This window comes from Sphingomonas sp. F9_3S_D5_B_2 (assembly GCF_054263715.1).
Window position 1 is genome coordinate 171,184 of the sequence record NZ_JBSZFB010000003.1, and the last position, 25,388, is coordinate 196,571.

Here is a 25,388-nt window from a genome sequence, read left to right on the forward strand (position 1 = left end):
GCCTAGCGCTGCTGGCGCTGCGGAACGGTGAAGTGGCCAGTGACTCGGCCGCCGCTGGAATTCACTCCGGGCGGTCCGCCGTCGATCACTGCGCGGCCCGAATCGAGGTCGATGACCAGCCGCGACCCGTTGACCTGGTTGCTGCCCTGGTTGAGCTGGACGTTGCCGAGCACCGTGATCAGCCGACGGTCGATGTCGTAGATCCCGAATTCGCCCTTCGCCGTCTCGGACGGGCTGCGCACGACCACTCCGCCTGCGGCATCGAGGCGGTGGATCTGGACACCCGAGCCGTTCCCGCCGCTTGTGGACGGCTTGCTCGCGTAAGCCACCGTCAGGCGGTCGGTGTCGAGCGTGAGATCGGCCTGCCGAACGTGGACGTTGCCGACAAACATCGCGCGGTCGGCGCGGTCCTGCACCTCGATCCGCAGCGCGGAAACGTCGACCGGCGCGTTGGTGTCGTGGCCCTTGAGCGCCGACGCCATTCCCTTCTGTTGCTGGGCAAGCGCCGTCGTTGCCGCGACGCTGGCAAGACCAATTATTGTTGCAAAGATCGTGCCGCGCCTGCCCATGCCCCTCATCTGACCGCGCCCTGCACGATTTTCAAGCGAGCGCCGCCATCCAGCACGACAGTCCGGGTGCCGAGGTCGGCATGCAGATGCCCTGCCTGGAACTGACCGAGCCGCATTTGTCCCTGCACAGGTCCAGTGCTCGCCAGCTGCCGCTTCTTCATGTCCACGTTCACGGCCTGCGTCCCGAGCCGATAGCCGTCGGGCCCCGTCACCTTCACGGTGCCCGGGATTGCGACCTTCTGATTGTCGATGTCGTACTGCCCTGCGTCGGCGGAGATCGTTACGGGGCCATTCTTGAGGCCGAGCTTGGCGAGGACGCCCTGGATGTCGACCAGCGGCACGTTGGAGCTGCGCTGGATGGCGCGATTGGCGCTGATCTGAAACTGCTGGCCCTTGTCATCGGTGCCGACATAATGCGCCGACTCGAGACGCATACGCTCCTGCGCTGTCTCGACCTTCTTCTTGTCGAGGATGAAGCTGACGTCGCCATGCTTATCGAGCGGCGCGAGCGCGAGCACTGCGATGAGGACGCCGACAGCACTGGGCAGTGCGATCTTCGACAGCCGAACGAGCTTGTCGTGGCCGCTGCCCGGCAGTGCCCAGCGTTGCTCCGCCGGGGGCTGGCGAGGTGAGGCATCAGCCATCGTGGGCGAAGATGTCCTGTTCTGGCCAACCAGCAAGGTCGAGCAATGCGCGCGTCGGAAGGAAGTCGAAGCAGGCTCGGGCGAGCGCGGTGCGCTCCTCGCGCTCCAGACGTTCGTCGAGGCGCTCCTTCAGCGCGTGCAGGTAGCGAACGTCGCTTGCAGCATATTCGCGTTGCGCCTCGCTAAGCTCGTCGGCGCCCCAGTCGCTCGTCTGCTGTTGCTTCGACAAATCGTGGCCGAGCAGTTCCTTGACCAGGTCTTTGAGGCCGTGCCGGTCGGTGTAGGTGCGGACCAGCCGAGAGGCCGTGCGCGTGCAGTAAAGCGGCGCCGCCATGATCCCGAGATAGGCTTGCATGATGCCGATATCGAACCGCGCGAAATGATAGAGCTTGAGCCGGTTTGGGTCGCCGAGGAGTGTCTTCAAGTTGGGCGCGCTATAGTCGCTGCCCCGGCCGAAGCGGACGAGATGCTCGTCGCCGCTGCCGTCGGAAAGCTGGACCAGGCACAGCCTGTCCCGGCTCCAGTTCAGGCCCATGGCCTCGGTGTCGACGGCGATCGCACCATCCCGGAAGCTCACGTCACCGGGGAGGTCTTCTTCGTGGAAATGAACCGCCATTGTCACTCCTGAGCCAAGTCGTGAAACCGCTTTAGTCCGGGCATCGCCCGCCTTGCCACCCCTGCGCCGGATTCAATCTAGGCCCTGTTATGATTTTCGGCTAAGGGGGCCGACGGTGCGTGACTCGAACACGCGTCGTAACCGGTTGCGCCGATAGCCCAGCGCGGTGGTTTTATGTTGTTGTGGGCACACGGAAGTTTGGACGGGCATGGGTTTCGATAAAGGGCGTAAGGGGGATCGCGGCGGACGCGGTCGCGATAAGCGCGAAAGTTTCGGCGACAATTCTTCAAGCGATTTCGGCGGTGGCGGCTTCCAGGAGCGCGGCGGCTACGGCGGCGGCGGCGGTGGACGCGGCGGCTTCGGCGACCGTCCCAGCTACGGCGGCGGTGGCGGCGGCGGCTACGGTGAGCGCGGTGGCTTCGGCGGCGGCGGCGGCGGCGGCGGTGGCTTCCGCGGCGGTGGTGGCGGCGGCGGCGGATTCCGTGGCGGCGGCGCTGGTGGCGGAATGCCGCCCCAGGTCGTTGGCGAGGGCAAGGGCGTCGTCAAGTTCTTCAACCCGCAAAAGGGCTTCGGCTTCATCGTCCGCGATGACGGCGGGGAGGACGTGTTCGTGCACATCTCGGCGGTCGAGCAGGCGGGCCTCACGGATCTCGCTGACGGTCAGCCGCTCGAGTTCACGCTCGTCGATCGCGGCGGCCGCATCTCAGCGACCAACCTTCGCATCGAAGGCGAGCCGATGCCTGTCGAGCGTAGCGGCGGCGGAGCCAGTGCAGGCGCGGGCGCGGCCCCGGGCGGCGGCGGACCGCAGCGTCAGCTGACGGGCGAAAAGGCCAGCGGCACGGTCAAGTTCTTCAACGCGATGAAGGGCTTCGGCTTCATTCAGCGCGACGACGGGCAGCCCGATGCCTTCGTGCACATCTCTGCAGTCGAGCGTGCAGGCATGCCGACCTTGAACGAGGGCGACCGCGTGTCGTTCGAGATCGAGGTCGACCGCCGCGGCAAATATGCCGCGGTGAACCTCCAGCCTTCGAGCTAACAACCCTTTTCGCAGGGGGAATGAAGCGCCCGTCCGGACCTGTTCCGGGCGGGGGCTCTTTGACCGAATATCAGGTCGCCATCGCCAGCAGCGTCGCGATCTGGTCGGCTTCCGCAGCCGGCTTGTCGGTCCGAATGCGGCTCACGCGAGGGAAGCGCATAGCGAGGCCAGACTTGTGCCGCGTGCTCGCGTGGATCGAATCGAACGCCACTTCCAGCACCAGGCCCTTCTCGACCTCGCGCACCGGTCCGAATCGCTGGACCGTATGGCTGCGCACCCAACGGTCGATCCACTTCAGCTCTTCGTCGGTAAATCCGAAATAGGCTTTGCCGACTGGAAGCAGCTCGCCCGAGTCGCTCCAGCACCCGAACGTGTAATCCGAATAGAAGCTCGACCGCTTGCCCGATCCGCGCGCGGCATACATCAGCACGCAGTCGGCGGTGAGCGGATCACGCTTCCACTTGTACCACAGGCCTGCACGGCGGCCGCCGACATAGGGGCTGTCACGGCGCTTCAGCATGATGCCCTCGATGGCTGAATCGCGGGCATTGGCCCGGAGGTCCTCCAGCGCCTCGAAGCTGCTTGCGCCTATCAGCTGCGAGACGTCGAAACGTTCGCGATCGAGCCGAGTAGCGAAGGCTTCAAGCCGCTGCCGGCGCTCATTCCATGGCAGTTCGCGCAGGTCCTCGTCGCCGTCGAACAGGATATCGTAGAGCCTGACGAACGCCGGATAGGCCGAGAGCATCTTGCTGCTGACCGTTTTCCGGCCGAGCCGCTGCTGAAGCGCGTTGAAGCTCGCCGCGGCGCCGCCGTGCAGGTCGGCATTGCCCTGCTGGTCGCCACGCACCAGCAGCTCGCCGTCGAGCACGCCCGGTACGGCAAATGCTTCCGCCACATCCGGGAAGCTGCCGGAAATGTCGTCGCCGGTCCGGCTGTAGAGTCGAGTCTCGCCGCCCGAGTGGACGAGCTGGGTGCGGATTCCGTCCCATTTCCACTCGGCCGCATAATCATCCAGCGACACCCGCGCGTCGTCGAGCGCATGGGCAAGCATGAACGGCCGGAACACGGGGACGTCGCGCGTGATCGGGCGGTCACCGCGCCCTTCCGCCCAGGCGAACAGCTCCAGATATGGCGGCGCCAAGCCGTGCCAGACTTCCTCGACCGCTTCGACCTCAAGACCGAAGGCATCGGCGAGCGCCTGCTTGGCAAGCCGCGCGTTGATGCCGACCCGGAGTTCGCCGGTTGCGAGCTTGAGAAGCGCGAACCGGCCCGACGCATCGAGATGGTCGAGCATCGTCGCAAGGACTCGCGGCGCTTCCAGTCGTGTCGCCGAGCGCAGCCCGTCGATCGCGTCGGAGATCCGGACGGTTGCATCGTCGACTTCAGGAACGCCGTCCGCTGCGGTCGGCCACAGCAGCGCCACCGTTTCGGCCATGTCGCCGACATAGTCCCGGCTCATGTGCAGGAGGACTGGGTCGATCCGCTCCTCCGCAATCGCTCGCACCGCCGCATGCTTCACCGCGGGAATACCCAGTTCGCCCGTCAGGGCAGCGAGTGCGTAGCCGCGATCGGGGTCTGGCGTTTCCTGGAGATAGTCGCCGATCAGCTTGAGCTTGGTGTTGCGCGATCGCGTGTAGACGAGGTCGTCGAGCAGCTGGGAAAAGGCGCGCATGGGTCCGTAACGAACCCTGCTCGTCTGCGGTTGCTCAGATCAGTGAAGGCGCACGGCGACCGCGGCCATGATCGCGTTGCAGTCACGCTGCGATTCGCATGAAAAGGTCTCGTCGACATGCTCCAGGCAGGACTGCATCGAGACACGATGGCCGGGAAGGAGTGCGAGCTGCGCCGAGCACCGGGCCAGCTCCTCAAGAGCGGCAAGCCCGTGATTGGCGGCGAGCTGGCGGATGGCGTCCATGCGCGCGTGCAGGTCGAGCGGCGAAATCCGCGGTCCGACTGCCCGGATCTCGGCGACGCGAACGTCGACCACTGCCCGTACTTTCGCCAGCGGATCGGTTGCCATATCTGTCTCCTGCTGAACGCAGGCTCTCGCACTTTAGTTAAGCACCCGTTACGTGCGCGTGGCGGCTGGCTTCAGCACCGGCCGGAAGCTTGACAAAAAGCGGCTCGCAGACCACAGACGCGGCCGAACGGGCGGCGAAAGGCCGCTTTTGTTTTTTCAAGCATTTGGGACTTTCCGATGGCCAAGCCGGCAACCGTCAAGATCAAGCTCGTCAGCAGCGCCGACACCGGCTTCTTCTATGTGACGAAGAAGAACCCGCGCACGCAGACCGAGAAGCTGAGCTTCAAGAAGTACGACCCGGTCGCCCGCAAGCACGTCGACTTCCGGGAAGCCAAGATCAAGTAAGCGCCGGCGCGCCTTCGCGGCGCGTCACTGCTCTTGTCCGCCCTGCCTATCGACGCGGGGCCCTGCTTCTTCAGCATTTGGGACAGCTGCCGGCCCTGAGTCGACCTGCGGCTCCGGTTCTTCCGGAATCTCGTCGGCGGGCTTCGGGGCGAGCAGTAGCTGCTCGACAGTCTCGGCAAATCGCATCACCGAAATCGGCTTCGAGACGTAAGCCTGAGCGCCCGCCGCACGGATGCGCTCCTCGTCCCCCTGTGCCGAATAGGCGGTCACGGCCATGATCGGTACTTCCGACAATTGCTCGTCGGCGCGGATCAGGCGGATGAGCTCGAGCCCCGTCACGTGCGGCAGCTGGATGTCGGTGATCACCAGGTCGGGATCGAGATTATGGGCGGCATCGAGCGCCTGCCGGCTATCGGTCACCGCTTCGGGCTGATGGCCATGCGCCGCGAGCAGGTCGCAGAACAGCTTGATGTTGAGGGCGTTGTCCTCGACGATCAAAATCTTCGCCAACCCACTCCCCTCACCCTGCAAGCCCAAGATTAGGCCATGACGGACCCGACGCCAAACGACCCGTACACAGTCGCGCTTGGAGCCCTCGCCGCGACGATATCGGACGAACGCAGGGCGCAGCGGTTCCTTGACCTGACCGGAATCGAGACAGATCAGCTGCGCGCCCGGGCTGGCGATCCGGACCTGCTTGCCGCGGTCATCGGCTTTCTCGAAGCGCACGAGCCGGATCTGCTGGCGGTAGCGGGGCAGATCGGCGTAGAGCCCGCCGCCATCGTCGCCGCCCGGCGGGCGCTCGGCGGGACTGAGGAGATGCAATGAAGACGATCCTTATCACTGGAGCGACGGCCGGAATCGGCCAGGCTTCGGCCCGGCGCTTTGCTGCGGACGGCTGGCGGATCGTCGGAACCGGCAGGCGCGGCGAGCGGCTTCGGGCACTCGCCGAGGAGCTCGGCGATGCGTTCCTGCCGCTCCAGATCGACATGCGCGATGTTGCCGCCGTCGAATCGCTCGCGCGTCTCGAGGCGCCTTGGGGTGAGATCGATCTGCTCCTCAACAATGCCGGGCTCGCCCCGCCGACGGACCCGCTGCCGGAAACGGAATGGCAGCGGCTCGAGGATGTCATCGACACGAACGTGACGGGCCTCGTCGCCCTGACGCGGGCACTGCTTCCGGCGATCGTTCAGCGGAAGGGCTCGATCATCAATCTCTCGTCGGTCGCGGCGACCTATCCCTATAAGGGCGGGGCGGTCTACGCGGGCACCAAGGCATTCGTCCGGCAGTTCTCCCTCGACCTTCGCTCCGATCTTCACGGCACGGGCGTGCGGGTCACCTCGATCGAGCCTGGAATGGCGGAGACGGAGTTCACCATCGTGCGCACGGGCGGTGACGAAGAGGCGTCGCAAAAGCTCTACGCCGGCATGAACCCGATGACGGCCGACGATATCGCCGAGACTATCTGGTGGGTCGCGACGCTGCCGCCGCACCTCAACATCAACGCGCTCGAAATCATGCCCGTGAACCAGAGCTTCGCCGGCTTCCAGGTCCACCGCGAGGGTTGATTCGGCCCGTCTCCAGTGCTTGGGGCAGACCCATGAGCATCGATCAGCGACTTGCCGAGCTTGGCATCAACCTCCCGCAGGCGGCGGCCCCCGTCGCGTCCTACGTTCCGGCGGTCGAGCAGGGCGGACTCCTGCATATCTCCGGACAGATCAGCTTCGCCGAGGACGGCGGGCTGATCAAAGGACGGCTCGGCGAGGATGTGGAGCTCGACGGCGGCATCGCGGCAGCCCGGCGTTGCGGCGTGATGCTGCTCGCGCAGATGAAGGCGGCGCTCGGCTCGCTCGATCGCGTCGAGCGCGTCGTGAAGCTGGGCGTGTTCGTCAACAGCGCGCCCTCGTTCACGGATCAGCCCAAGGTTGCCAACGGCGCGTCCGAACTGATGCAGGAAGTGTTCGGCGAAGCCGGCCGGCACGCCCGCAGCGCGGTCGGCGTCGCAGTGCTTCCGCTTGGCGTCGCAGTCGAAGTGGACGCGATCGTCGCCGTCCGGGCCTGATCCTCTCGATCCCGGTGCAGCGGGATTCGCGCACCGCGGCCTTCACGTAGGCACCGCATTCCCTGAGAACAGCTTCCTCGCCTTCGCTGCAGCGCTCGAGTTCGGCGCTGGCATTGAATGCGACCTGAGGCTGACGTCGGACAACCGGATTGTCGTTTTCCACGACGCCAACGCATGGCGACTGTGCGCAAGCCCGATGCGGATTGGCCAGTCCACGCTTGCCGAGCTCGCGCGCCTGCAGATCGGCGGGCACCCGATCCCGACCCTCGAAAGCGTCTTCGAACTGGTCGGCGGCCGGGTGCCGCTACTGCTGGAAGTCAAAGTCGACCGAGACGTCTGGCGCTGGGTGCCCGCGCTCACGGGCGCCCTGGCGGGCTATAAAGGTCCCTACGGGGTCATGAGCTTCGATCCGCGCCTGCCCCGACTCCTGAGAACGAACTTGCCAGAGGTGCGCCGCGGCCTTGTCGTGCGGGCTGACCTATCGCCGCTCCGGCGCAGGGTAGCGATTGCGTTGGCATCGCCCCAATTCGTCGCAATTGACCGAGCCGCGCTCCGCCAGCCGTGGGTTGCAGCATTCCGGCGCAAACTGCCGCTCTATAGCTGGACAATCCGAACGCCCGACGAGCGGGCGCAAGCCGCGGTTCAGGCCGACGCACTCATTTGGGAAGCCGATGGCCGACCGCGAATCTGAGATCACTGCGACGATTGCCTCGGGCGTTTCCGGACTGAATTCGCACGCCTGGGATCGCCTGTCGGATCGACGCGACCCGTTCGTCAGTCACGCCTTCCTTTCGGCGCTCGAAGATTCAGGCAGCGTCGGGCCGGGCACCGGCTGGACGCCGGCTCCGATTCTGGTCGAGGACGATGCCGCGCACCTGATCGCCGCCGCGCCCGCTTATCTCAAGAGCCACAGTCAGGGCGAATATGTCTTCGACCACGCGTGGGCCGATGCGTGGCAGCGCGCGGGCGGCGAATATTACCCGAAACTTCAGATCGCAGTGCCGTTCACCCCGGTGCCGGGACCGAGGCTGCTCGGGACCTGGCCGCAGCAGCTGCTAAGGGCGATTGAGGCGGTAACCGAGCAGAACTCGATCTCGTCGGCGCACATCACCTTTCTCGACGAAGCGGGCGCTGCGGAATGCGAGCGGCGAGGCTGGCTCATGCGCCACGGCGTGCAGTACCACTGGTTCAACCGCGGCTATGCGAGCTTCGACGAGTTCCTCGCCGCGCTCTCCAGCCGCAAGCGAAAGGCGATCCGCAAGGAGCGGGCGACCGCTCGCGAGGGCCTCGAGTTCCGGGCGCTTCGGGGCTCGGAAATCGGCCCCGTCGAGTGGGACGCCATGTGGGCCTTCTATCAGGACACCGGCAGCCGTAAATGGGGCCGCCCTTATCTGACGCGAAGCTTCTTCGATCTCGCCGGCGAGCGGATGGGCGACCAGATCCTGTTATTCCTCGCCTCCCGGAACGGACGGCCGATCGCCGGTGCGCTCAACTTCATCGGCAGCGATACGCTCTATGGCCGCTATTGGGGCTGCACAGAGGACGTGGCCTTCCTGCACTTCGAGCTCTGCTACTATCAGGCGATCGAATGGGCGTGCGAGCACGGCGTCGCGTCAGTCCAGGCCGGCGCGCAGGGCGAGCACAAGGTCGCGCGCGGATATGAGCCGGTCGTCACGGGATCGGCTCACTTCCTGCCCAATCGGAGCTTCCGCGACGCCGTCGCCGAGTTCCTCGCAAACGAACGACGCGGCGTTGAAAGCGAAATCGAATGGCTCCGGGAAGGGCTGCCTTACCGTTCGTCTTCCTCGGAATAGATCGCGACGGTCTGGCCGTTCGCGTCGGCCAGGCCGCGATACATGGCGGGTGTGGTGAAGCCCCATGCCGCGTCGCCATCCGGCGCGACCGCAATAAGGCCGCCAGTGCCACCAAGCGCCCGGATATCGCCAAGCGTGTCGTCGAGTGCCGACTGCAGCGCCTGCCCGCCGATGCGGACGCGCTCGGCAAGCTGGTGGGCCGCAACGGCGCGGATGAAATACTCACCGGAGCCTGTTGCGGACACCGCGGCGGAGCGATCGTCGGCATAGGTGCCAGCGCCAATCAGCGGCGAATCGCCGACGCGGCCCCAGCGCTTGCCGGTGAGCCCGCCCGTCGATGTAGCGACGGCAACATGACCATCGACGTCGACTGCAACCGCTCCGACTGTGCCGTATTTTACCTCGTCATCGAACCCGGGTCCCGCGCTCAGCTCATCGAGCTGGCGCCGACGCTCGGCGGTCTCGAACCAGTTGTTTTCGACTTGCTCGAGGCGGGCTTCCGCCGCGAACCGGTCGGCTGCTGCTCCTGACAGAAAGACGTGAGGTCCCTTGTCGAGCAGCAGCCTTGCAAGGCTGATGGGAGCGCGCGTCGTGCGCAGTCCGGCCACTGCTCCCGCCCGGCGCGTGCGACCGTCCATCATCGCCGCGTCGAGTTCGATTGCTCCGTCGGCAGTCAGGACGCTGCCGCGACCGGCGTTGAAGCTCGCATGCTCTTCGAGCACCCGAACCGCCGCCTCGACGGCGTCGATTGCAGCTTCCCGCTGCTCCAGAATCGCGGCGCCGGCCGCGAGCGCCTGCTCCAGCCCCGCTCGCGCGGCCTGCTCCGCCTCCGGCGCGAGCCGATCGCGCCGCATCGAGCCTGCGCCGCCATGGATTACCAGCCGCCATCGTCCCATCGGGCGGGCCATAGCGAGCGCCCTTTGCGCGCGCCAGTTGACAGCCGCCAAGCTCGCATATTATTATGATATCATATTTAGGAGGTGACGATGGGGAACGAAAAGGTCATTGCGCTGACTGCGACCAGCGAGCGGACGGCAGCGACGATGGGCGGCTACGCAATGCTGATCGCCCTGCTGCTCGCCATTGCCGCCGACGCCTACGGCATTCGCCTCGTTACCGCCGACGCGCCTGTCGCCGGCGTAGCAACCATCGTCCTCGCGACGCTGATTTTCATCCTGATCATGCCGGGCTTCTACATGCTGCAGCCCAACCAGGCAGCGGCGATCACGCTGTTCGGCGACTATCGCGGCACCGATCGCGTCACCGGCCTGCGGTGGACCTGGCCGTGGATGGCCAAGAAGAAGGTGTCGGTTCGCGCCAACAACTTCATTTCTGACAAGATCAAGGTGAACGACCTGCGCGGCAATCCGATCGAGATGGCGGCCCAGATCGTCTGGCGTGTCGTCGACACCGCGCAGGCGCTGTTCGACGTCGACGATTACCGCGCGTTCGTCAGCGTGCAGGTCGAAGCGGCGATCCGCACGATCGGCTCCCGCTACCCCTATGACGACTTCGAGCATCTGGAAGTCACCTTGCGCGGCAATCACGACCAGGTCGGCGTGGAGCTCCGCGGCGAGCTTCAGGCGCGGCTTGCCGTTGCCGGGATCACCGTCGACGAATGCGGCTTCACGCACTTGGCTTATGCGCAGGAGATCGCCGGCGCGATGCTCCGCCGCCAGCAGGCGCAGGCCGTCGTCGCCGCCCGCAAGACCCTCGTCGAGGGCGCCGTCGGAATGGTGGAGATGGCGCTGGAGCAGCTGTCCGCAAAGAACGTCGTCGAACTGGACGATGAGCGCCGCGCGGCCATGGTCTCGAACTTGATGGTCGTGTTGTGCGGCGAGCGCGACACGCAACCCGTGGTCAACACCGGCACGCTGTATACCTGACCCTGTGAGCAAGGAGCGTAAGGCCTACCCGCTGAGGGTCGACCCCGCCTTGTTTGCGGCGGTCGAGCGCTGCGCCGCTTCCGACTTGCGCAGCGTCAACGCCGAAGTCGAATGCCTCTTGCGCGAGGCGCTTTCGGCGCGAGGAGTGCGGTTGAAAGCGCCGGAAGCACGCAAGCGCGGCCGGCCGCCGAAAGGAGAGAGCAAATGAGCAACGGACCCGAGTGGTTCGCCCCGAAGCGCTACGGCTATGGAGCGGGCCTGCCGATCAGCTGGCAGGGCTGGGTGCTGTTCATCGGTTATCTCGTGCTGGTGACCGGGGCGAGCGTGCTGATCCCGCGAACGATCGTGGGCTACGTCAGCATCGTAACAATCCTCACTGTGGCTTTCGTCGTCATTGTCTCGCGAACCACGCAAGGCGGCCCCTGGCGCTGGCGCTCGGGAAAGGACGACTGAATTTCACCGGGCGCTGATTGAGACCCTTTCACCCGATCGCCAGGTCGTGCTGCTGATTCACCAGCCGCCACTCGTCGAGATCGGACAGCATCCGCCGCGCCGCCTGTTCCGTCAGGTCCGCTGCGCGCATCAGGGTCGGACCCTTCCCAAGCTCCTGCTCGATCTGCCGCAAGGCCTCCGCCGTGGCTTTGGAGCGCACCGCACTGCCACCGAAGTCCGCCTGAAGCCGGATCCCGAAGACGGCCGTGCCGAGCGCCGGAAAACCAGCAGACACCAGAGTCGCCCAATCGCTGAACCTCTCGACGGTGTGCGGTTCTACCAGCAGGCCCGCCACGGTCGTGACGCAAGCGACGAGCGTGGCGAGGAACAGCAAGGTGCCAAGGGCTTCCAAGCGATGATCCAGGGCGTCGATCTCGCGCGCGTGCCGCTCGTGGTAGGCGACCTGCGGCGCCACCTCGAACTCGGCGACTGCACTTGCGAGCTGCCCGGCGCTCTCCCTGGAAATCGCGCCGGCCGGGCAGCCCATCGCGCGCCACACGCCGCGGGCATACCAGTCGACCCAGCGCCGCGGCAGCGGGTTGGTCGGCGTCCCGGGCGGGTCGGGTGCTGCAAGGCCGAGCAGCTTGAGGCTGCGCATTGGCCGGAGTCGCTCGGCCAGCTGGCGGTAGTCGAGCCAGCGGCGGTGCCACTCGTGCCGACGGCCGACCTGCGTATTCACGACGATCGCCAGAGCGCACGCGAACTCGGCGATTGCGAACCCCAGCTTCGCGTGCGGCGCAATGAACGCGATGAGCCCGAGGCACACCGCGACCCCGCCGAGAACGAAGTTGAAAATGTGCCCGCTGCGATAAGTCTGCGCGAAGTGCGCGGCGAGCCTGTCGCTCCAGCTATAGGCGTCTTCGAGCAGCTGAAGCGGAGCGGAGACGTGGTGCCGCGAAGCGCAGCCCTCTTTGTATTCGCGCCATTCGCGCTCGATGTCCTCGGCGGCGGACGAATCGCGCACTTGCCGCGTGCGGAACCGCGAGACGCCAGCGGCTGCCAGAAGGAGCGGATATTCGATCCGGCCGCGGATCCGCCGCGGCCGCTCGCCTAGAAAGAGCTCAAGGAATCGATGCTCCGCCGGATCGGGCGGGGGAAGCAAAAGTGCGCCGATCAACTCGTCCAGATGCTGACGGTCGAACGGGCGCTCGGCAAGCGGCTCGACCCGTGACGTAACAACGGCGGGATCGAACGCGCTCCACAGCAGCCGTGGCGGCAGCGACGAGTCGACCGGAATGTGGAGCACCGGACTACCACGGGCCATTGCGAGATCGACGACCTCCGCAGTGCCGCCGCGGCCGCGAGGACTAAGCCCGTCCCACACCGCGATCAGCAGGTCACAATGCGCGATCGTCGCTCGTCCTGTCATGACGTATGCGTCGAAGTCGTCCGCCGGGTCGCCGGGAAGCTCGAGCACGCATTCGCTTCGGGCAAGCAGCGCATCGAACCGGGCAAGCGCGCCATTGCCCATGAGTGACGCCCGGTAATCTTCACGGCTGAACGGAAGCACGGCGTGCATCCTGAAGCCGAGGTCCAGGGCTGCCTCCGCCGCCAGCTGATCGGCGCCGTCCGCGAGCGGGGAGACCATCTGGAGTCGTGGAGCCTCGTCCGAGGATCGGCTTCTGGCCGCGGCGTGCACGGAGCAGGCGGATTCGTGGATGAGGCGCAGTGCAGTGCGCAACTCGGCGGCGATGCGCTCGGTTGCGCCGGCCGGCAGTGCGTCGCTGCGATGACCGGTGACGCCAACGGAGAAAACGAACGGCAGTTGCGGCGGGCGAGCGATCGCCGTGCGCGCCGCAATTCCCTCCGGACCGGGAGCTTCCGCCTTCGGAGATCCGGTCAAGTCTTCCCGCCGTTCGAGATGATCGGGTCGAAGGGCTCGACGGTGAACGGCGCGTCGCACGTGAAATTCCACTGGTAGCTGACGTTCATCGGACCGTTTTTCGCCGGATTGCTGTTGTTGTCGGTGAATTGCGCCCGCTTCTGCGGGGCATTGTTGTTCATTGTCTCGCCGACCACCTGGGTCGACTTGTTGCCCGACCCTGTCGGCGGACAGCCGGTCAGATTGTCTGCGGCGTCGAGGCTGGCAAACTTCACGTTCGCGCCAGATTGGTCGTTGAGCGTGAACATGAAGTGCGTTGCCGGTGCGTTCGTCGGCAAGGCCGCACCCCCTTTGCCGATGATCGAAATCGTGGTTCCGTTGACACTCGTCGTCAGCGGTATTGCGTGCTGCGGCCCTCCCGGTTGCGGATTGCCCACGTGCGGTTGCGGCTGACTTGACGCAGATGTCTCAGGTGGTGTGCTCATCACTTCCTCCTTGACGGGTTCTCACGCACGCCCGAACTCGGGCTCTCGATAGCCCATGGCTGAAAGCTTGCTGGCGAGCCGCGCGGCTTCCGCCGTGCGCCCGAGCCGCTGAAGGAGAAGCTGCCGCGGTCCCATTTCCATCGGCCGCTCCGTTATGCCGACGGGGATAGCCGCGAGGCCCGCTGACCAGGCCGCGCGAGCCGCATCGCGGTTTCCCGCCGCGCGCTCCGCATCGCCTAGCAAGAGATAGGCTCTGGCGATCGCGTAGCGGTCATCAATCCGATCGGTACTGTCGACAGACTTGGCGACGGCGAGGCCCCGGCTCGCCAGAGTCAGTGCTGCCGGGTCGGCAGTGGCCAGGGCGACGGTTGCCGCGACGAGAAAACATTGCCGGCGGAGAATCCGCCAGGCAGCAACGTTGGCGTCCTTCGCAAAGAGGCGGTCGGCAAGGGCGCAGCCCTTTGCCGCTTCCGCTGCGGCTGCTGCCGTCTTGCCCTCCGCGAGCAGATATTTTCCCCAGTCGAGGTGCGAACTTGCGGCGCGTTCCACCCACTTGCTGTTGGCGAATTCGACCGCCAGCAGCTGATCGGCCTGGCCGGCGGCCAGCTGAGCGTGCTCGACTGCGAGTTCCATATCACCGCGGACGGCGAACAGGCTGGCGAGCGTTCGCTCGGCCGCGATGAGCTTGGCGCGAAACTCGGAATCGCGGGTCTGGGCCAGCAGTTGCTCGATCAGGGCGACATCCCGTTGGCGATCCGCGATGGCGGCGTCGATTCTGCCTTCGGCCAAATGGGAATCGGCGAGCCAGGCAAGCGACTCCACCATCGACTTGCGGTAGTCGATGTTGGTCGAGTCGGCCGCGGTAAAGGCCTTGATTGCGCCAAACGCCTGTTCGAATTGTCTGGATGCCTCCCTGAAACGTCGCTGGTTGAACAGCATGACGCCCAGGTTCGCATCGGCGCTCTGGACCTCCATCCGCCACTTCATGTTGTTCGGATCGAGCGCGACTTCGCGGTTGGAGAGCGCTTTGTATTCACGGAAGGCCGCCTCGGCGGCTTTCTCGTCGCCGCGGCGAATGGCGATGTCCCCGACGTAGAAGACGTTTTGTGCGTGGTCGAAAATGCGTTGAGGATCGCTCGGCTTGCGGCGGATGGCTTCCGATGTGCCGGCCAGCGCTTCCCTGTATAGCTGCGTCGCGCCGGGCAAATCGCCGCGCGAGTTCGCGACGCTCGCCATCAATGACAGCGCCTTCGACCGCTGCATGAGCGACGAGTCGGACAAGGCCGACGTGTCCTGCTTGCGGTAATAATCGAGGACGCGGCTCCCGACGCCATCGAGCGCGTCCAGCCGTCCGATCGGTTCCAGCTTGTCCTTCAGGTCGCCCAGCATGAAGCTGATCAGGCCTTCGGCCTCGCGCCTCTGGTCACGCGCGTTGTCCCGCGCCTGGACCGCCGTCAGGGCGAGGGTGCTGGTCACGGCCATTCCGGCGAGCGACGCCGCCGCCAGCCACGCAAGTTGACGGTGCCGCCGGGTAGTCTCGCGCTGGACAAGTTCGTCGAGGCCGACCCCGAGCATTCCGGCGATGATCTTGAGCAGGGCGAGACGCCTGCCTTCGCCGCTGTCGCGTAAGTCGGCGGCCAACGGCTCTGCTCGGCGAGTGGTCGGCCGGCCCCGCCGGTCATAGCGATACCGCAGCGCGCGCGGGAAGCACTCCTCGTCTTCTCGCCCGGGGATGTCACTGGCGTAAGGCTCGCCGCCGACGATCGCCGCAAACACGCACCCGTCCGGTCGGCTCCGCTTGAAGCATTCGATCTCGGCATTGGCCCAGTGCGATCGTGCGCTGTCCGGCGAGCAAAGCACGATCAGGAACTGCGAAGATGCGAGTGCCGACCGGATTTCCGTCCCGAGATCGTCCGCAGCCGCAAGCTCGTGGCGGTCCCGGAACACCGGACTGAGGCGCTTGGGGACGACTCCGTTCGCAGTGAGTCGCCCGGCGAGTGACCGCGGAACCCGGAAGCGCTCGAGCTCGCGATGCAGCCAGTCGGCGTCTGCGCTGTCTTTGTGGCTGTAGCTGAGGAAGGCGTAGAACCTTCGCCGGAAAAAAGCCGTGGTTTCCACGGCCGCGCCGTCAACGGGCGCGCTGCCTTGCACCGGAAGTCGGGCAAGCTTCCCCATGTTGCCCCCAATCGCCGTTAACCGCATTAACACAAGGCGGCTGCGGGTGCGACTCTGCGCCGCTGGTTCCCCAGCGGAGCGCAAGCGCCTATATGGCGGCCATGTCCTCCCTTCGTCCCTGGCGCAGCATAGAGCGGCGCGCGTCTCGTCAGATCATGCTTCGCGACGTTCCCGTTGGCGGCGATGCGCCGATCACCGTGCAAACCATGACGAACACGCCGACGGAGGATGCAAGGGCCACGATCGACCAGATCCGCCGTTGCGAAGATGCGGGCGCCGACATCATTCGCGTCTCCTGTCCAACCCCCGACGCCACAGCTTCCCTGCGCGAAATCGTCCGGGCAGCGCGGGTTCCGATCGTCGCCGACATCCACTTCCACTACAAACGGGCGCTGGAGGCAGCCGACGCGGGCGCCGCCTGCCTGCGCATCAACCCGGGGAACATCGGTTCGGAAGAGCGAGTCCGTGAAGTGATCGCGGCGGCGCGCGCCAACGGTTGCGCCATCCGCATCGGCGTCAATGCCGGGAGCCTCGAAAAGGACCTGCTCGAGAAGTACGGCGAGCCGTGCCCCGAAGCGCTGGTCGAGAGCGCTCTCGATCACATCCGCATCCTCGAGGACCACGGCTTTCGTGAGTACAAGGTGGCGGTGAAGGCCTCCGACGTGTTCCTCGCCGTCGCTGCCTACCAGCAGCTGGCCGATCAGGTCGATTGTCCGCTCCACCTCGGCATCACCGAGGCCGGCGGCCTGATCGGCGGAACGGTGAAGTCGTCGATCGGGATCGGCAATCTGCTGTGGGCGGGTATCGGCGACACCATCCGCGTCTCGCTCTCGGCGGAGCCCGAAGAAGAAGTTCGCGTGGGCTACGAGATCCTCAAGAGTCTCGGCATCCGCAGTCGCGGCGTGCGCGTCGTTTCCTGCCCGAGCTGCGCGCGCCAGGGGTTCGACGTGATCCGCACCGTCGAAGCGCTCGAAGAGCGCCTCCAGCACATCAAGACTCCGATGTCCCTGTCAGTGCTCGGCTGCGTCGTGAACGGCCCTGGTGAGGCGCGCGAGACCGATATCGGCATTACCGGCGGCGGCAACGGCAAGCACATGGTATTCCTGTCCGGCGTGACCGACCACCACGTGCAGGACCGCGGAATGATCGACCACATCGTGCGGCTCGTCGAGCAGAAGGCTGCGGAGATCGAGGCCGCTGCAATCCCTGAAGCGACGCTCGACGCAGCGGAGTAGAGGCCGCTAAGCGCCGCGGGTGAACCGCGTCGCGCAGCATCCGGTCAAAGCCTTCGCGGTTGCGCTCGCCGCAGTCGCGCTCCTGTCCATCATGGATGCGGTCATGAAGGGCCTTGTCATCGCCATCGGCATCGTTGCCGTGAGCGTCTGGCGCGCCGCTGCGAACTTCCTGATCTCGGCCGCACTTTACCTGCCCGCCGGGCAGTCCTGGCCAAGCCGATCGACGATGCGCATCCACGTCGTCCGCGCCATCGTCGTGACGATCATGGCGGGTCTGTTCTTCTGGGGAATTGGCCGAGTCCCGCTTGCGCAGGCAATCGCCCTCACGTTCATCGCTCCGCTTCTGGCGCTGCTGCTTGCCGCAGCGTTCCTCGGCGAGAAGATCGGCCGGCGATCCGTCATCGGCTCCCTTGCAGCGTTCATGGGCGTGGTGGTCATCGTGTTCGGCCAGGCTCGGGCAGCACCGGGTGCGGAGCTCCTCATCGGTAGCGCCGCCATCGTCGGCTCGGCACTCTGCTACGCGGTGAACATCGTCATGATGCGCCAGCAGGCGCTCGCCGCCAGGCCGCTGGAGATCAATTTCTTCCAGTCGCTGATCGTCGGCGTGCTGTGGCTCTGCGTGGCACTCGTCGCGGGGCTGCCGTCCTGGCCCGCGACCGGTTGGCCCTGGGTCATCGTCGCGTCCCTGCTGTCGACCTCGGGCGGCCTGCTGTTCTCCTGGGCCTATGCGCGCGCCGAGGCGGGCTACCTCGCCGTCACGGAATATAGCGGGTTCCTGTGGGCATCCGCGCTCGGGTGGCTCGTCTTTCGCGAGCCGCTGTCGCTCTACACGCTGGCCGGCGCGGCCATGATCGTCACCGGCAGTTTCATCGCCGTTCGCCGCGGCCGCCCGCCGCCGGAGATCGAACTCGCCGCCTAGCCTCCGCCCAGGGCGTTGATGGTAAAGGCAAGCACGCCCAGGTTGAAGATGAATGCCGCCACGCAATGGCCGATCGACACCCGCCGGATCCGCTGCGACGTAATGTCGCAGTCCGACGTCTGGAAGGTCATTCCGAGCGTGAAGCCGAAATAGACGAAGTCCCAGTAGTTCGGCTCCTTTGTCGACGGGAACGCGATGCCCCCGGCGTCGCCGCCGCGCTTCGACGAGGCGTAGTACATGTGGGCGTAGTGGAGCGTGTAGACGACGTTCCCGAAAAGCCAGGCGAGTAACAGCGTCGCGATGATCAGCGCCGCGTCGGCAATCCGCAGCTGCCGGCTGTCGGCAATCACCGCGCCCACCGCCAGCAGGATCACCGTCGTCACGGTGACGCTGATCCCCAGCAGCAGAGCCGGATTGGCATCGTTGGTACGGGAATGGCGCCGCATCTGCTCGCTGTTGTCGTTGAGCAGCGACAGGCACGAGGCAAGGAATGCGAAAGCGGCCACGTCGAACCCCGCCATCACGCCCTCGACCGACCGCCAGTACCAAAGCGCACTGCCAACCGCGACGACCAGCACCCCGACGAACATCCCGAACCGCCCGGGCTTCAGCTTGGATCTGGCCATCAATCCCCCCGAACCCAGCGGTAGCGCTGGAACTCCGTGCAGGCTAACGCCTTCCCATGCCATGGCTACTGCTGATTGTCGGCGGCCTCTTCGAGGTCGGCTTCACGACCTCGCTGCGTTTCGTCGACGGCTTCCGCAACCTGCCGTGGACGCTCGCCTTCCTTGCCTCCGTCGCCGTCAGCATGACCCTCCTCCAAGTCGCCTCGCGCAACATCCCGATGGGCACCGCCTATGCGGTCTGGGGCGGGATCGGCGCCGTCGGCACGGTCATCGTCGGCATCCTCTGGTTCCACGAACCCTCGAGCACCGTGCGAGTGCTGCTCATCCTCGCCATCGTCGCTGCCATCGCCGGCCTCAGGCTCACCGCCTAGCGACGTCGAGCGGCTCGCGCGGGGTAGCTCCTCTCCGCTCCGATTACCGCTTTCGTACAGCCAAACTGGAGCGGGTATGTCAAGTTTAATAACGCCTACAGCTAACCAGATGGGTTATCACCTCGGGCCCATGGTCATCCCCGTCATGTGCGACCGCTGCCGCGCCACAGGCAGTGCTGGCGAAGGCCTCTCGCCTGCGCGCACCGGCCGCCTGCTCCTTGCGGGCCAGCGCCTCAACGAACGTGGCGAGCGCGAGGACGGAGCGTCCATCGAGCGTCGCCCCGAGCGGGCGGAGGACAGCACCGTGAAAAGCTGCTGCGCTGCCGCCGCGCCTATCTGGCTCAGATCGCCGCCAGTCACGGCAAGCGCGCCGCGTTCGAGATCCTCACCGACCCCCCGATTTACTGGAATCGCGCCGAGCGCCTGAGCCGCAAGCCGACGAGCCTTGGCACCTCGCCAATCAGCGCCAGCCCGAAATAATTCTGACCGCCGAAAGCGGCTGGAGCTTCGGGGAGATGGGCTACGGCTAAAACGGCAAGGCGTAGGCCCAGCAAACCATCAACAACCACTGCGCCGCACAGCGGCTCGAGCCGATCCGCTGGGGCCGCGACGAGGAGGAGGAAGAATGAGGAACCTTCACACCTGAAAGGCGGAATCGAAGATGACGAAGTCATCCCGGACTTGATCCGAGATCTGCCTTCAATTCAGAGCTGTGTCCTTTAAGTACCGGTCGCGGTGCCAGCGCAGGAATGCGGGATCGGGCGCATCAGATTGGGTCGTGCGGGTATTGCGCACGTCCGCTCGCGTTCAAGATCTTCCGGATGCCATCAACATCGTTGATGAGGTTCGAAATCAGAATCGTCGCGTCATCCGCGACGGTCAGCAGCCCTCGGTCAAACATTCGATGGGACAGTGCCGGACAGGGCAAACCGTTCTGCACAAAGTCTGGTCGCCTGTCCTGGGCGGACTTGATGTGCGCCGCCCCTCCACCGCCATTGATGCACTGAAAGCAGGCGAAGGCGCACCGCTAGTCCTAGCTTGAGCACTCGCCCTCTGAACACGCGATCACGGACCGTGCGCAGCGTCAGCATTTGAACTCGGCCCTGCTCGAGAGCGTAAGGCGCCTGGTCTTCCGCAACTGCAGCCAAGCTGATCTCTTCTCCGGACCGGGGGAGCAATCGCTCGTCGGTGACGAGACCGAGTGTAACGATGCGGTTGAAGTCTTCAGCGGGGATCGTGCGGAGGGCGGCTGGAGCTCGCGCGGGCACGCGGCCCTGCTCGTGGAGAACGTTACGCTACGGGTAATCTCCGCCTCTTTGAAACGCTACGTCGTGGTAGAAATTGAGGTAAGAGAGAGGATCGAATGATCGCCAGGTACATGCCTGAGTGGCGCGGATCCGGCGTGATGCGTGCGGCTCTGGCTGCAGCTTCAGCTGGTTTCCCGGGTTCCGCGGGAATGACGAAAAACGAGCGCCGACTTACGCTTCATCCCCCATCCTGAGCGCAGCAATAAACGCCTCCTGCGGGATGCTCACGTTGCCATATTCCCGCATCCGCGCCTTGCCCTTTTTCTGCTTCTCCAGGAGCTTGCGTTTGCGCGTCGCGTCGCCGCCGTAGCATTTGGCGGTGACGTCCTTGCGCATGGCGCTGATCGTCTCGCGGGCGATGACCTTGCCGCCGATGGCGGCCTGGATCGGGATCTTGAAGAGGTGGCGGGGGATCAGTTCCTTGAGGCGCTCGCACATGCCGCGGCCACGGGCCTCGGCGGTGCCGCGGTGGGTGATCATGCTGAGCGCATCGACCGGCTCTTCATTGACCAGGATGCTCATCTTCACGAGGTCGCCCTCGCGCCAGCCGATCTGCTCGTAATCGAACGACGCATAGCCCCGGCTGATCGATTTCAGGCGGTCGTAGAAGTCGAACACCACTTCGTTGAGCGGAAGCTCATAGGTCAGCTGGGCTCGGCTGTGGGCGCCGCTGCCGACATAGGTCAGGTTCTTCTGGATGCCGCGGCGGTCCTGGCACAGCTTCAGGATCGCGCCGAGATATTCGTCGGGCGTGTAGATGGTCGCCAGGATCCACGGCTCCTCGATGCTCTCGATGCGATTGGAGTCGGGCATGTCGGCCGGGTTGTGGAGTTCGATCGTCTGCGCCGGCTCGTTCTTCGAGTGGGTGAGGTGCATCTTGTAGACGACGCTCGGCGCGGTGGTGATGAGGTCGAGGTCGTACTCCCGCGTGAGCCGCTCCTGGATGATCTCGAGGTGGAGCAGGCCGAGGAACCCGCAGCGGAAGCCGAAGCCCAGCGCCGCGCTGCTCTCGGTCTCGAAGCTGAACGAAGCGTCGTTGAGGCGCAGCTTGTAGAGGCTGTCGCGCAGCTTCTCGAACTCGGCGGCGTCGACCGGGAACAGGCCGCAGAAGACGACCGGCTGGACCAGTTTGAAGCCGGGCAGGGCCTCCGCGGTCGGGCGCTTGGCATCGGTGATCGTGTCGCCGACGCGGGTCTCGGCGACTTCCTTGATCTGGGCGGTGATGAAGCCGATCTCGCCGGGGCCGAGCTCCGCCAGTTGCTCGATCTTGGGGCGGAAGCAGCCGACGCGGTCGACGAGGTGCGTCGTGCCGGCGGCCATGAACTTGACCTGCGCGCCCTTGCGGAGCGTGCCGTCGATGACCCGAACCAGGATGACGACGCCGAGATAGGGGTCGTACCAGCTGTCGACCAGCATCGCCTTGAGCGGCGCGTCGATGTCGCCCTTGGGCGGCGGGATGGTGGCGACAATGGCGTCGAGGACTTCGGTGATGCCGATGCCGGTCTTGGCACTCGCGAGGACGGCGCCTGAGGCGTCGAGCCCGATGATCTCCTCGATCTCCTGCTTCACGCCTTCGGGGTCGGCGGCGGGGAGGTCGATCTTGTTGATGACCGGCACAATCTCGTGGTCGTGTTCGATCGACTGGTAGACGTTGGCCAGCGTCTGGGCTTCGACGCCTTGGGCCGCGTCGACGACGAGGAGGGCGCCTTCGCAGGCGGCGAGGCTGCGGCTGACTTCATAGGCGAAGTCGACGTGGCCGGGGGTGTCCATCAGGTTGAGCTCATAGCCCTTCCAGTTCAGCCGCACGGTCTGCGCCTTGATGGTGATGCCGCGCTCGCGCTCGATCTCCATGTTGTCGAGGACCTGGGCGTTGCCGGTCATCTCGCGGTCGGTCAGGCCGCCCGTCGCCTGGATCAGGCGGTCGGCAAGCGTGCTCTTCCCATGATCGATATGGGCAATGATGCTGAAGTTACGGATTCTATCAAGATCGGCCATTTGACGGGGCGGCTAGCAGAGCGGGTGCGGCAGTGCGAGCGGCTTTGCGGTGAAGGCCGTTGGTCGAAAATCCAGGATGGTCGATGGGCAAGCGTTGCGCGATGCCGTTGCCGGGTTAAGGTTGGCGGCGAAGAACGAACATATTCGGAGATTCGAAGCCGATGCGCCTTGCCAGCCGCCTCGCACTGCTCGCCGCCGCAACTGCCCTCACCTCACCAGCCGTCGCCGCCCCGCTCGAGGGCGTGCCGGTCCCGACCCTGGTCAAGCAGGTGTCGATCCCGCACAGCACCTTCCGGCTGGCGAATGGCCTCACTGTGATTGTCCACGAGGATCACAAGGCGCCCGTGGTTGCGGTGAGCGTCTGGTACAACGTCGGCTCGAAGGACGAGCCCGCCAGCAAGACCGGTTTCGCGCACCTGTTCGAGCATCTGATGTTCAACGGCACCGAGGACCTGCCCGGCGACTATTTCACGTACCTGACGCAGATCGGCGCCACGGATTACAACGGCACGACGTCGTACGACCGGACCAATTATTTCGAGACGGTGCCCGCCGGCGCTCTCGAGCGGGCGCTGTTCATGGAAAGCGACCGGATGGGCCACCTGCTCGGTGCGATTACCCAGGGCGTGCTCGAAAATCAGCGTAGCGTAGTGCAGAACGAAAAGCGGCAGGGTGACAGCAGGCCAGGCGGGCTGGTGCAGTACCAGTTGTTCGGCAACCTGTTCCCGGCCGGTCATCCCTACCACCACACCACCATCGGCTCGATGGAGGACCTGGATCAGGCGAGCCTGGCGGACGTGAAGCAGTGGTTCCGCGACAAGTACGGCCCCAACAATGCGGTGCTGGTGATCGCCGGTGACGTGACGTCGGCGCAGGCGCGCCCGCTGGTGGAGAAGTATTTCGGCGGCATCGCTCGCGGGCCGGTGAACAATCCGGCGACAGCGCCCGTGCCGACGCTCGCCAAGGCCAAGACGATCCCGATGAAGGACGCGGTCGCGACGACGACGATCCAGCGGTACTGGGCGGTGCCGGGCCTGCTCGACAAGCGCCTCGCGGCGATCGACATCGGCGGTTCGGTGCTCGGCGGACTCGCCAGTTCTCGGCTCGACAAGATCCTCGTCCGCGACGAGAAGATCGCCGTCTCCGTCAGCGCTGGGCTCACTGCCCTGCAGCGCGCAGGCATTTTCAGCGTCAGCGCGTCCGTGAAGCCAGGCGTCGACCCGACGCTTGTCGAGAAGCGGCTCGACGAGATCATGGCGGACTTCATCGCGAAGGGCCCGACCGACGACGAAGTCCATCGTGCCGTGATGAGCGAAGTGTCGAACCAGATTCGCGGGCTCGAGGAAGTCGGCGGCTTCAGCGGCAAGGCCGGGACGCTCGCCGAGGGCCAGACCTACGCGCACAACAGCGACTTCTACAAAACCACGCTCGCATCCTACGCTTCGATCACGCCGACGGCGGTGCGGACGGCGATGCAGCAGTGGCTTCGGCGTCCCGCGCTGACGATCGTCCTGGCGCCGGGCGAGCGCGAGACTTACGCGGAGGCGAAGGCTGTTGCCCAGGTGAAGCCCGCGGCCAAGGACGCGGGCGCCGTTCACGGCACCCTGCAGCTGCCGCCGGTCGGCCAGCTTGCGGCGCTGCAGTTCCCGGCCATCACCCACGACACGCTGTCGAACGGGATGCCCGTCGAATATGTGCGGCGCGCGGCTGTACCGGTGACGCAACTGGCACTGGCGTTCAATGCCGGCGATGCAGCAGATGCGCCCAATTCGCGCGGGCTTGCGGCTTTCACGATGAATCTGCTCGACGAAGGCACGGCCACGCTCAACTCGCAGGAGTTTGCGGAAGCCCAAGAGCGGCTCGGCGCGGACGTCAGCGCCAGCAACTCGGCGGACCGTTCCTACGTCATCCTGAATGCGCTTTCGCCGAACCTCGCACCGTCGCTCGACCTGCTGTCGGACGTCGTTCACCAACCCGCCTTTGCGCCGGCTGAAATCGAGCGCGTGAAGACCCAGACTCTGACCGGCATCGCGCAGACCCTGAAGGACCCCACGCGCGTGGCGAATCGGCTGCTGCCGACGGTCCTGTTCGGCGCTGCGCACCCCTATGGCGGACCGCCTGGCGGCGATCCTAAGGCCATCTCGGCCTTTACCCGCGCGGATCTCGTCGGCTTCCAGCAGCGCTGGCTCCGTCCCGACAATGGCAAACTGTTCGTGGTCTCGAGCCTGCCCTGGTCCGAGGTGAAGCCGATGATCGATGCGCGCTTCGGAACCTGGGCTCCACCCGCCGTCGCCAAGGGCGCGAAAACATTCACGCCGCCGCCGCGGCGGCCGGCAGCGCAGAAGATCCTGCTGGTGAACCGCCCGGGCGCTCCGCAGTCGAGCATCGTCGGCGGCCAAGTCTTGCCGGTCGACCCGCGCGGCGATGTCGTCCCGCTCGGCGCGGCCAACGACGTTCTGGGCGGCGATTTCCTGTCGCGCCTGAACATGGACCTTCGCGAGGAAAAGGGCTGGTCATACGGCGTTGGGGGCAATCCGCGTCTGCTTGCCAATGGCGCAAGCTATGTGATCTCCGCGCCGGTCCAGGCCGACCGCACGGGGGATGCGCTCGCCGCGCTGAATGCCGACATCGGTCAGTTCATGACGACCAAGGGCGTCACCGACGAAGAGCTGCACCGGACGATCGACAAGAGCATCAACGAGCTGCCCGGCGAATTCGAGACCGCCGGCGCGGTGCTCAGTGCAATGATGGGGATGGACCTGCTCGGCCGGCCTGACAATTACTACCAGGTGCTGCCTGCACGCTATCGTGCGCAGACGGCGCAAACGCTGGATACGGCAATCCGCAGCGCCATCGACCCGAAGGGCTTCACTTGGATTGTCGTTGGAGACGCCGCCAAGGTTCGGCCGCAGCTCGAGAAGCTTGGCCTGCCCATCGAAGTAGTCGAGGCGCAGTAGTCTGGCACCCGG

26 protein-coding genes and 1 pseudogene are annotated in these 25,388 nt (G+C 65.7%); 14 read left to right on the forward strand and 13 right to left on the reverse strand.

All coding sequences use genetic code 11. The annotated features are described in order from the left end of the window. Window positions 1–2 precede the first annotated feature (2 nt). From ACUXST_RS09415 to ACUXST_RS09425, 3 genes are read right to left on the reverse strand one after another with little or no spacing between them, the layout of a single operon-like run. A complete protein-coding gene (locus tag ACUXST_RS09415; protein WP_458389721.1) occupies window positions 3–569 on the reverse strand; it encodes an LptA/OstA family protein in 567 nt (188 codons plus the stop codon). 5 nt (window positions 570–574) lie between these two features. Beyond that, window positions 575–1,213 (reverse strand): LPS export ABC transporter periplasmic protein LptC, encoded by a 639-nt coding sequence (gene lptC, locus ACUXST_RS09420; RefSeq protein WP_458389722.1) that lies wholly within the window; start codon window positions 1,211–1,213, stop codon window positions 575–577. Further along, complete coding sequence (locus ACUXST_RS09425) at window positions 1,206–1,829, reverse strand: ribonuclease D (RefSeq protein ID WP_458389723.1); 624 nt, start codon at window positions 1,827–1,829, stop codon at window positions 1,206–1,208. The genes lptC and ACUXST_RS09425 overlap by 8 nt, the downstream gene beginning before the upstream one ends. 208 nt (window positions 1,830–2,037) lie before the next feature. Between ACUXST_RS09425 and ACUXST_RS09430 the strand changes: the two genes are divergently transcribed. Beyond that, a complete protein-coding gene (locus tag ACUXST_RS09430; RefSeq protein ID WP_458389724.1) occupies window positions 2,038–2,865 on the forward strand; it encodes a cold-shock protein in 828 nt (275 codons plus the stop codon). Between the two features lie 70 nt (window positions 2,866–2,935). Here ACUXST_RS09430 and ACUXST_RS09435 read toward each other — a convergent pair whose 3' ends face one another. Together ACUXST_RS09435 and ACUXST_RS09440 are read right to left on the reverse strand one after the other, a co-directional pair. Then, window positions 2,936–4,537 (reverse strand): cisplatin damage response ATP-dependent DNA ligase, encoded by a 1,602-nt coding sequence (locus ACUXST_RS09435; RefSeq protein ID WP_458389725.1) that lies wholly within the window; start codon window positions 4,535–4,537, stop codon window positions 2,936–2,938. Window positions 4,538–4,576: 39 nt separating this feature from the next. After that, window positions 4,577–4,885 carry a hypothetical protein gene (locus tag ACUXST_RS09440; protein WP_458389726.1) on the reverse strand — a complete coding sequence of 103 codons (309 nt, stop codon included), beginning with the start codon at window positions 4,883–4,885 and terminating at the stop codon, window positions 4,577–4,579. Window positions 4,886–5,062: 177 nt separating this feature from the next. Here ACUXST_RS09440 and rpmG point away from each other — a divergent pair, with 177 nt between their 5' ends. Continuing rightward, a complete protein-coding gene (gene rpmG, locus ACUXST_RS09445) occupies window positions 5,063–5,230 on the forward strand; it encodes a 50S ribosomal protein L33 (protein ID WP_458389727.1) in 168 nt (55 codons plus the stop codon). Window positions 5,231–5,383: 153 nt separating this feature from the next. On the opposite strand, the pseudogene ACUXST_RS09450 reads toward rpmG, so the two are convergent. Then, a pseudogene (locus ACUXST_RS09450) lies at window positions 5,384–5,731 on the reverse strand (response regulator); the annotation flags it as partial. Between the two features lie 45 nt (window positions 5,732–5,776). On the opposite strand from ACUXST_RS09450, the gene ACUXST_RS09455 reads away from it, so the two are divergent. From ACUXST_RS09455 to ACUXST_RS09475, 5 genes are read left to right on the forward strand one after another with little or no spacing between them, the layout of a single operon-like run. Next, entirely contained in the window at window positions 5,777–6,058 is a 282-nt protein-coding gene (locus ACUXST_RS09455) for a DUF3572 domain-containing protein (RefSeq protein ID WP_458389728.1), read from the forward strand. Then, the gene (locus tag ACUXST_RS09460; protein ID WP_458389729.1) at window positions 6,055–6,798 is read left to right on the forward strand and encodes an SDR family NAD(P)-dependent oxidoreductase; all 744 of its coding nucleotides are present in this window, start codon (window positions 6,055–6,057) and stop codon (window positions 6,796–6,798) included. The genes ACUXST_RS09455 and ACUXST_RS09460 overlap by 4 nt, the downstream gene beginning before the upstream one ends. A gap of 32 nt (window positions 6,799–6,830) precedes the next feature. Continuing rightward, a complete protein-coding gene (locus ACUXST_RS09465) occupies window positions 6,831–7,292 on the forward strand; it encodes a RidA family protein (RefSeq protein WP_458389730.1) in 462 nt (153 codons plus the stop codon). Further along, a complete protein-coding gene (locus ACUXST_RS09470) occupies window positions 7,246–7,983 on the forward strand; it encodes a glycerophosphodiester phosphodiesterase family protein (protein WP_458389731.1) in 738 nt (245 codons plus the stop codon). Before ACUXST_RS09465 ends, ACUXST_RS09470 begins: the two co-directional genes overlap by 47 nt. Then, window positions 7,964–9,106, forward strand: coding sequence for a GNAT family N-acetyltransferase (locus tag ACUXST_RS09475; RefSeq protein ID WP_458389732.1), 1,143 nt, complete (start codon window positions 7,964–7,966; stop codon window positions 9,104–9,106). The genes ACUXST_RS09470 and ACUXST_RS09475 overlap by 20 nt, the downstream gene beginning before the upstream one ends. Here ACUXST_RS09475 and ACUXST_RS09480 read toward each other — a convergent pair. Continuing rightward, window positions 9,082–10,014, reverse strand: coding sequence for an isoaspartyl peptidase/L-asparaginase family protein (locus ACUXST_RS09480; protein WP_458389733.1), 933 nt, complete (start codon window positions 10,012–10,014; stop codon window positions 9,082–9,084). The two genes, ACUXST_RS09475 and ACUXST_RS09480, sit on opposite strands and share 25 nt — an antisense overlap. Window positions 10,015–10,092: 78 nt before the next feature. Here ACUXST_RS09480 and ACUXST_RS09485 point away from each other — a divergent pair, with 78 nt between their 5' ends. Genes ACUXST_RS09485 through ACUXST_RS09495 form a run of 3 tightly spaced genes read left to right on the forward strand, consistent with a single transcriptional unit; the run spans window position 10,093 to window position 11,445 of the window. After that, window positions 10,093–10,992 carry an SPFH domain-containing protein gene (locus tag ACUXST_RS09485; protein ID WP_458389734.1) on the forward strand — a complete coding sequence of 300 codons (900 nt, stop codon included), beginning with the start codon at window positions 10,093–10,095 and terminating at the stop codon, window positions 10,990–10,992. A 4-nt stretch (window positions 10,993–10,996) separates the two neighbouring features. Beyond that, the gene (locus ACUXST_RS09490; RefSeq protein WP_458389735.1) at window positions 10,997–11,200 is read left to right on the forward strand and encodes a toxin-antitoxin system HicB family antitoxin; all 204 of its coding nucleotides are present in this window, start codon (window positions 10,997–10,999) and stop codon (window positions 11,198–11,200) included. After that, window positions 11,197–11,445: a hypothetical protein gene (locus ACUXST_RS09495; protein ID WP_458389736.1), complete on the forward strand. Its 249-nt coding sequence runs from the start codon at window positions 11,197–11,199 to the stop codon at window positions 11,443–11,445. The genes ACUXST_RS09490 and ACUXST_RS09495 overlap by 4 nt, the downstream gene beginning before the upstream one ends. A 28-nt stretch (window positions 11,446–11,473) precedes the next feature. On the opposite strand, the gene ACUXST_RS09500 is transcribed toward ACUXST_RS09495, so the two are convergent. From ACUXST_RS09500 to ACUXST_RS09510, 3 genes are all read right to left on the reverse strand, one after another. Next, window positions 11,474–13,327 (reverse strand): hypothetical protein, encoded by a 1,854-nt coding sequence (locus tag ACUXST_RS09500; protein WP_458389737.1) that lies wholly within the window; start codon window positions 13,325–13,327, stop codon window positions 11,474–11,476. Next, window positions 13,324–13,644: a hypothetical protein gene (locus ACUXST_RS09505; protein ID WP_458389738.1), complete on the reverse strand. Its 321-nt coding sequence runs from the start codon at window positions 13,642–13,644 to the stop codon at window positions 13,324–13,326. The genes ACUXST_RS09500 and ACUXST_RS09505 overlap by 4 nt, the downstream gene beginning before the upstream one ends. A 168-nt stretch (window positions 13,645–13,812) precedes the next feature. Beyond that, a complete protein-coding gene (locus ACUXST_RS09510) occupies window positions 13,813–15,966 on the reverse strand; it encodes a TIR domain-containing protein (protein ID WP_458389739.1) in 2,154 nt (717 codons plus the stop codon). Between the two features lie 101 nt (window positions 15,967–16,067). Between ACUXST_RS09510 and ispG the strand changes: the two genes are divergently transcribed. Next, window positions 16,068–17,201: a flavodoxin-dependent (E)-4-hydroxy-3-methylbut-2-enyl-diphosphate synthase gene (ispG, locus tag ACUXST_RS09515; protein ID WP_458389740.1), complete on the forward strand. Its 1,134-nt coding sequence runs from the start codon at window positions 16,068–16,070 to the stop codon at window positions 17,199–17,201. A 19-nt stretch (window positions 17,202–17,220) separates the two neighbouring features. After that, window positions 17,221–18,120 (forward strand): DMT family transporter, encoded by a 900-nt coding sequence (locus tag ACUXST_RS09520; protein ID WP_458389741.1) that lies wholly within the window; start codon window positions 17,221–17,223, stop codon window positions 18,118–18,120. Here the strand turns inward: ACUXST_RS09520 and ACUXST_RS09525 are convergent. Further along, a complete protein-coding gene (locus ACUXST_RS09525) occupies window positions 18,117–18,746 on the reverse strand; it encodes a DUF1345 domain-containing protein (protein WP_458389742.1) in 630 nt (209 codons plus the stop codon). The two genes, ACUXST_RS09520 and ACUXST_RS09525, sit on opposite strands and share 4 nt — an antisense overlap. A 56-nt stretch (window positions 18,747–18,802) precedes the next feature. Between ACUXST_RS09525 and ACUXST_RS09530 the strand changes: the two genes are divergently transcribed. Beyond that, window positions 18,803–19,117 carry a DMT family transporter gene (locus ACUXST_RS09530; protein ID WP_458389743.1) on the forward strand — a complete coding sequence of 105 codons (315 nt, stop codon included), beginning with the start codon at window positions 18,803–18,805 and terminating at the stop codon, window positions 19,115–19,117. 766 nt (window positions 19,118–19,883) lie between these two features. Here the strand turns inward: ACUXST_RS09530 and ACUXST_RS09535 are convergent. Next, window positions 19,884–20,117: an HNH endonuclease gene (locus ACUXST_RS09535; RefSeq protein WP_458390040.1), complete on the reverse strand. Its 234-nt coding sequence runs from the start codon at window positions 20,115–20,117 to the stop codon at window positions 19,884–19,886. 478 nt (window positions 20,118–20,595) lie between these two features. Next, a complete protein-coding gene (lepA, locus tag ACUXST_RS09540) occupies window positions 20,596–22,419 on the reverse strand; it encodes a translation elongation factor 4 (RefSeq protein ID WP_458389744.1) in 1,824 nt (607 codons plus the stop codon). A gap of 161 nt (window positions 22,420–22,580) precedes the next feature. On the opposite strand from lepA, the gene ACUXST_RS09545 reads away from it, so the two are divergent. Next, on the forward strand, window positions 22,581–25,376 hold the full coding sequence (locus ACUXST_RS09545) for a M16 family metallopeptidase (protein ID WP_458389745.1): 2,796 nt from the start codon (window positions 22,581–22,583) through the stop codon (window positions 25,374–25,376). Window positions 25,377–25,388 lie beyond the last annotated feature (12 nt).

Bases quoted from the DNA above. Each gene is read 5' to 3' on its own strand.
- ACUXST_RS09415 (WP_458389721.1), bottom strand. From the start codon at position 569: ATGGGCAGGCGCGGCACGATCTTTGCAACAATAATTGGTCTTGCCAGC.
- lptC (WP_458389722.1), bottom strand. From the start codon at position 1,213: ATGGCTGATGCCTCACCTCGCCAGCCCCCGGCGGAGCAACGCTGGGCA.
- ACUXST_RS09425 (WP_458389723.1), bottom strand. From the start codon at position 1,829: ATGGCGGTTCATTTCCACGAAGAAGACCTCCCCGGTGACGTGAGCTTC.
- ACUXST_RS09430 (WP_458389724.1), top strand. From the start codon at position 2,038: ATGGGTTTCGATAAAGGGCGTAAGGGGGATCGCGGCGGACGCGGTCGC.
- ACUXST_RS09435 (WP_458389725.1), bottom strand. From the start codon at position 4,537: ATGCGCGCCTTTTCCCAGCTGCTCGACGACCTCGTCTACACGCGATCG.
- ACUXST_RS09440 (WP_458389726.1), bottom strand. From the start codon at position 4,885: ATGGCAACCGATCCGCTGGCGAAAGTACGGGCAGTGGTCGACGTTCGC.
- rpmG (WP_458389727.1), top strand. From the start codon at position 5,063: ATGGCCAAGCCGGCAACCGTCAAGATCAAGCTCGTCAGCAGCGCCGAC.
- ACUXST_RS09455 (WP_458389728.1), top strand. From the start codon at position 5,777: ATGACGGACCCGACGCCAAACGACCCGTACACAGTCGCGCTTGGAGCC.
- ACUXST_RS09460 (WP_458389729.1), top strand. From the start codon at position 6,055: ATGAAGACGATCCTTATCACTGGAGCGACGGCCGGAATCGGCCAGGCT.
- ACUXST_RS09465 (WP_458389730.1), top strand. From the start codon at position 6,831: ATGAGCATCGATCAGCGACTTGCCGAGCTTGGCATCAACCTCCCGCAG.
- ACUXST_RS09475 (WP_458389732.1), top strand. From the start codon at position 7,964: ATGGCCGACCGCGAATCTGAGATCACTGCGACGATTGCCTCGGGCGTT.
- ACUXST_RS09480 (WP_458389733.1), bottom strand. From the start codon at position 10,014: ATGGCCCGCCCGATGGGACGATGGCGGCTGGTAATCCATGGCGGCGCA.
- ACUXST_RS09485 (WP_458389734.1), top strand. From the start codon at position 10,093: ATGGGGAACGAAAAGGTCATTGCGCTGACTGCGACCAGCGAGCGGACG.
- ACUXST_RS09495 (WP_458389736.1), top strand. From the start codon at position 11,197: ATGAGCAACGGACCCGAGTGGTTCGCCCCGAAGCGCTACGGCTATGGA.
- ACUXST_RS09510 (WP_458389739.1), bottom strand. From the start codon at position 15,966: ATGGGGAAGCTTGCCCGACTTCCGGTGCAAGGCAGCGCGCCCGTTGAC.
- ispG (WP_458389740.1), top strand. From the start codon at position 16,068: ATGTCCTCCCTTCGTCCCTGGCGCAGCATAGAGCGGCGCGCGTCTCGT.
- ACUXST_RS09525 (WP_458389742.1), bottom strand. From the start codon at position 18,746: ATGGCCAGATCCAAGCTGAAGCCCGGGCGGTTCGGGATGTTCGTCGGG.
- ACUXST_RS09530 (WP_458389743.1), top strand. From the start codon at position 18,803: ATGCCATGGCTACTGCTGATTGTCGGCGGCCTCTTCGAGGTCGGCTTC.
- lepA (WP_458389744.1), bottom strand. From the start codon at position 22,419: ATGGCCGATCTTGATAGAATCCGTAACTTCAGCATCATTGCCCATATC.
- ACUXST_RS09545 (WP_458389745.1), top strand. From the start codon at position 22,581: ATGCGCCTTGCCAGCCGCCTCGCACTGCTCGCCGCCGCAACTGCCCTC.